This window comes from Prosthecobacter sp., assembly GCF_029946185.1.
Taxonomy (GTDB): domain Bacteria; phylum Verrucomicrobiota; class Verrucomicrobiia; order Verrucomicrobiales; family Verrucomicrobiaceae; genus Prosthecobacter.
Genome location: NZ_JAQSEA010000099.1, coordinates 1 through 4,830, shown reverse-complemented (window position 1 = coordinate 4,830; position 4,830 = coordinate 1). Strand labels below are relative to the sequence as shown.

6 protein-coding genes are annotated in these 4,830 nt (G+C 57.2%); 5 read left to right on the top strand and 1 reads right to left on the bottom strand.

Annotated features, from left to right (window positions below; translation table 11 throughout):
* The 5 genes from PSV43_RS07605 to PSV43_RS07585 all read left to right on the top strand — a co-directional run.
* Nucleotides 1-1,475 (top strand): hypothetical protein (locus tag PSV43_RS07605; RefSeq protein WP_300195177.1); only part of this gene is annotated, 1,475 nt, incomplete at its 5' end.
* Complete coding sequence (locus tag PSV43_RS07600; RefSeq protein WP_300195175.1) at nucleotides 1,472-2,314, top strand: ParA family protein; 843 nt, start codon at nucleotides 1,472-1,474, stop codon at nucleotides 2,312-2,314. The genes PSV43_RS07605 and PSV43_RS07600, both read left to right, overlap by 4 nt.
* On the top strand, nucleotides 2,311-3,150 hold the full coding sequence (locus tag PSV43_RS07595) for a ParB/RepB/Spo0J family partition protein (RefSeq protein WP_300195173.1): 840 nt from the start codon (nucleotides 2,311-2,313) through the stop codon (nucleotides 3,148-3,150). Before PSV43_RS07600 ends, PSV43_RS07595 begins: the two co-directional genes overlap by 4 nt.
* A gap of 47 nt (nucleotides 3,151-3,197) precedes the next feature.
* On the top strand, nucleotides 3,198-3,491 hold the full coding sequence (locus tag PSV43_RS07590; protein WP_300195171.1) for a type II toxin-antitoxin system ParD family antitoxin: 294 nt from the start codon (nucleotides 3,198-3,200) through the stop codon (nucleotides 3,489-3,491).
* Nucleotides 3,492-3,499: 8 nt separating this feature from the next.
* The gene (locus PSV43_RS07585; protein WP_300195169.1) at nucleotides 3,500-3,796 is read left to right on the top strand and encodes a type II toxin-antitoxin system RelE/ParE family toxin; all 297 of its coding nucleotides are present in this window, start codon (nucleotides 3,500-3,502) and stop codon (nucleotides 3,794-3,796) included.
* Nucleotides 3,797-4,425: 629 nt separating this feature from the next.
* On the opposite strand, the gene PSV43_RS07580 is transcribed toward PSV43_RS07585, so the two are convergent.
* On the bottom strand, nucleotides 4,426-4,830 hold a 405-nt coding region (locus PSV43_RS07580; protein ID WP_300195167.1), incomplete at its 5' end, for a hypothetical protein.

The window sequence follows — 4,830 nt, the reverse complement described above, 5'->3', positions numbered from 1 at the left end:
TGGAGCACAAGGCGGGCATTAGCCGAGACATGATCCGCAACGCTCTCGATGATGCCCTTTCTGGCAATGTCATCGGATGCATACGCGAAGGCAGGCCGAAGCTCGCGCATGATGCCGGTCAATCAGCGCGCTATGCCTTGAATTGGAGCAGTGCCCCCTACACGACCCGACCAGCAGAGTTCCGAGGCTTCTTTGATGGCGAAGGTAATCGCACAGACATTCCGAACGAGTTCTTCGATGTCGTGATCCCAAACGAACCCCTCTCTGTCATCAAGGTCGTCGGCTCCGTCATCCGTCACAGCATCGGCTTTCAAACCAAGCATGGCCGTCGTCGGCAGCAGGTTGCCCTCTCCTATCAGCAGATTCAAAACTATGCACGCTTTGGCAGTCGTTCTGATCTCGCCAAAGCTGTGCGTGTTGCGTTGGAAAAAAACTACATCATCCGTGTCGAAGAAGGCGTTTTCAGTCACCGCTACGGTGTGCGACGCAGCGCCACCTATGCCTTGTGCTGGTCGGATTATCGTATCGGTCAGAAAATCGCACCAGCAGTCGATGAGTCAGAAAATCGCACCAGCATCGGTCAGATTTCCGCACCAGCCGATCAGTCGGAAATTCAGACCAGTATTAAAACGAAACCAGAAAATGAAACTATAAACAGGCAACCGGCGGCAGACACCGAGCTTGCGCATAGTCTCGTCGCAATCGGCTTTAGCGAAAAAACCGCCGCAAAGCTGATTCGGGAGCATACCCGGCAAACCATTGAGGAGCAGATTGCATGGTTGCCGCATCGGGCACCAGCACGGAGTCCAGCGGGATTGCTACGCCGGGCGATAGAACAGGCATGGCCCGAACCAGCCAAACTTCGGGCGACTGAAGTTCAGGGCACCACAGGCTGGGAGTTTGCTCGCGGATTCTACGCGGCCTATGGCGGCAATCGAGGCGAGCCGGTGAATGAGCCTTCGCCGCGTGAAGCTCAAATCGCCGCTGATTTTGTGCAGCGTCTCACTCGTGCTTCCGCTGGCGAAAGCCACGTCGGTGAGTGGGGTCGTGCATTGGGGCAAGTGGCCCGCGAGCAGCGCAATCCGTTTCCATCGCTCCAACTAGCGATCCGCCAGCTAGGTGACGCTTTCCTCGTGAAGGTTGAGAAGCAGCGGCTTCATACCCAGCTCGCTTCCGTAACCCAGTTGCGCGAGCAGCACGAGCAAACCCACCGTGCAGCATGGCTGGCTTGGCTCACCGAGCAGGAGAGCGCGATGCAGCAATCCCAGCCCGAGGAATACGCCCGATTCATCGCCAAGCGCGAGCACGAGAGGGCCGACCTCGCTGCCGATCCGAAGCCGTGGTCGAAGAAGGCCCTCGACAGCTTCGATGTCGAAAGCGTGCGCCTCAGCGCTTTCCGGCAGTACTTCGGCCTCCCAGACTTCTGGCGGTGGGATGCCAGCATTAACAACCAAGCCCTTAACCCAACCGCATGAAAATCATCACAGTTATCAATGCCAAAGGCGGATGTGGCAAAAGCACCATCGCCATGAGTGTCGCCAGCGGGCTCGCACGCTACGGTCATCGCGTCTTGCTCATGGATCTCGACCCCCAGGCACAAGTCACACAATGGCTCGCCGCAGGGGACGGACTCACCGCCGATGGCACCCTCGTGTCCGCGCTCATGCGTCAGCAGACACTCAGCGATGTTATTCAAGCCACAGGCTTTGAACGATTGTCCTTCGTAGCCAGCGCCGATGGCTTAGAAGACCTCGGACGCGAGATCAGCCAGACCGAAGGCTATCCGTCAATGCTCACTCAGCTCATCGCCGAGGAACACATCTCGGATCGCTTCGACTTCATCGTCATCGACTCACCGAATCAAATCTCGCCGATCATGGAGAATGCCATCTTTCCAGCCGACGCTTTCATCGTGCCCTTTGAGAGCACAAAGGCCGTCAAGAGTTACGCCAGCATTTACAAGCTCCTGCTCAAACTCCGGCCCAGCGCCGACTTCCGCCTCCTTCATGTGCTGAGCAACCTCACGCGGCTGCCCGGCCTGCGGAAGCGTGTCCTCACTCTCATGCAGAATGACGCCATGGCATCCGCACGCAGCGAGATACGCTCCTGCGGCTGGCTGGCTCAGGTGGACGAAAACGGCGGCAGCATCTTCCATTACCGCCCGCTTTCCAAAGGAGCTCAGGACATGGCCGCCCTCGTCGAAGAGGTGCGTGAATTATTCACTAACGGGCAACCCGCCCACCCGGAGATCGCAGACGCCGTGAGTTCAGTCGATGAACCCCAGCTCGACGCGATCACCGACTCAACAGCATGAAATTACCCGAAGGCAAAAGCCGCCTCGATCTCGTCAAATCCGGCCTGACTGGCGGACTGCCCAAGCGAGGCCGCTTCATCGTCTCTATTGACCGACTTCTCGAAGACCCCGACAACGAACGCAAAACCTTCAGCAACATGGACGACATGATCGAGTCCGTGCGCCGCCACGGCATCATCGAGCCGATCACTGTCACCCCGGATGGCGAACACTACCGCATTCTCACCGGCCACCGCCGCTTCCGTGCCGCCAAGGCAGTCGGTCTCCCCGAGATCGAAGTCCTTGTGCGTGAACCGGATGACAGCATTAACCGCCGTTTCAAAAGTTTGATCTCCAACATTCAGCGTGAAAACATCGGAGCGGTGGAGCTGGCCGAGACCCTACGCGCCTTGCTCGACTCAGGTGCCGTCACCACCCAGCGTGAACTCGCCCGTCAGGTAGGGAAGAGCGAACAGTGGATGAGCGGCATGCTGCGCGTTCTGGAGCTGCCAGCACGCGTTCAGGAAGAACTACGCACCACATCCGCTATCGGTTACGAAATGGCTCAGCGTATCGCTCAGGTGAGTGATACCAAGCTTCAGGATGAGCTGGTTATCGCTGCGAAAGCAGGGGAGAGCACCCGCAGCATCCGACACCGCATCGACTCACACCTTGCCCAGCAAGGCGGCAGCCAGTCTAAACGGCAGCGCACTGCGCTGGTCATTCACCTGACTCACAAACAGGGCACATGCATCGCCACCGTCAAGGCCCGACGCGAGCCGCAGGCTAGGGAAGCCATGCTCACCGCGCTACGCCACCTGGAGCAGCAGGTCAGAGACGACGATTCGCTTCGTTGATTCAAGCCCTCGACAAACCGAGCCTGGTTTGATACAATCCAACCATCATGACTCAAGTAGCCATTCAACTTCCTGATGAACTGAACCAGTTCGTCCAGAAATCGGTCGATTCCGGTGCCTACCACAACGCAGACGAATTTTTCGTCAGTGTGCTCGCGACGTTCAAGGAGCAGGTCGAGTCGCGCCTCACGGCTGAGGATGAATCCAAACTCGCGGCGCTGCGGGTAGATGTTCAGCACGCCGCTGATCAGCTCGACCGTGGTGAAGGCATCCGTGACTTTGATTGGGATGCTTTCCTTGCTGATCGTCATCGCGCCCATGCGGCCCGGAAATCAGCTTAATGCCTTCCATGCCGCAGATCGTTTATTCATCAGACTCACTCACCGACATCCGGGACATCTGGGACTACATCGCTGAAGACAGCGAACTGCAAGCCGACCGGCTCATTCAGCGGTTTCGGGAAAAACTCAACTACCTCGCCAAGTGGAACACACTGGGCCGCCCGCGACCTGAATTGACACTGCATTGCCGCAGCTATCCTTTCGACAAATACTGCTTTTACTACCGCCCCATCGACGATGGAATCGAACTGCTCAGGCTCCTGCACTCCGCCCGCGACCTTGATCAAATCCAGTTTCAACACTGATCACTGAGTCACACCACACGACAACGAATCCGTCAAGGGCTTCGACCTTATAGGGCTGCTGCAAAGCAGCTCTTTTTTTTGTCACAGCAGCGTCAAGGACACCACCCAGAAACTACGGGCGACTGATGTTTTCATCAAAGACACGTCATGTCCGAAATCCAGATTTGAAGCCATTTTCTCCGCCCATGTCGTGAAAATAATAATGTGCGACGTGCGTGAGCCCCTCCCTTCACCCCTATTTACATGGTATGTAGGGGTGCGCGAAAAAATCGCGGCGGATCGCTATCGCTTGAAATGACGATTACGCGGCTTCACTGAGCGGCGAAAATGCCGCCAGGGCCGTGAGACGGGTGCCCCCACGTGTTCGGGCTCAACGCCCGACTTCACGCGTTTTCCTCCAGCGACAAGGACTTGATCGACTTACGGACAAAGGTCATGCCGGAACCGGGCTAACCGCCCTCGGCCAATGACCAAACGCGTGAAGTCGGCCGCTGCGGCCAGCCGGCAAAAATGCCGGACTGTCCTTCGCCCTCACACGTGGGGGGACGACGAGTATAGTACGCGTGCTGACCTTTTGACTAGCGGCATTCGGACGACTTGCGTGAAGCTGCGTACTTGCTGGCATTGGTTCAAGGGCAACGGTCAGTTTTTTGAACACGGTCGTAGGCACGGAGCATCGCTCCCCTCTCATCATCGTAGTATAGGGTGCCTTCCTCTCCGTCGATCCAAACTCTGTAACGCCCCCTCTTTAGCCCAACGGTAATGCGATGATTGTCCAATTTGATGGTCTTACCGCCTTGGCGATTGACTCGCCACGATCTGCGGTTCGGGAATCGACTTCTCCGCGCCGTCCGGTTTCGCAGCAGGCGTTCCCGGCGCTTGGGTTCCACATAATCATTGGTCAGATTGCAGGCACACACACACCCGACCCTGATTGTGTCGGAGTATTCCGGATGTGCGAGGATGTGAACATAGCGTATCTGCTCGTGTTCGCAGAACTGGCAGTCCTCATAATCACCGTATTCCAATCCTTC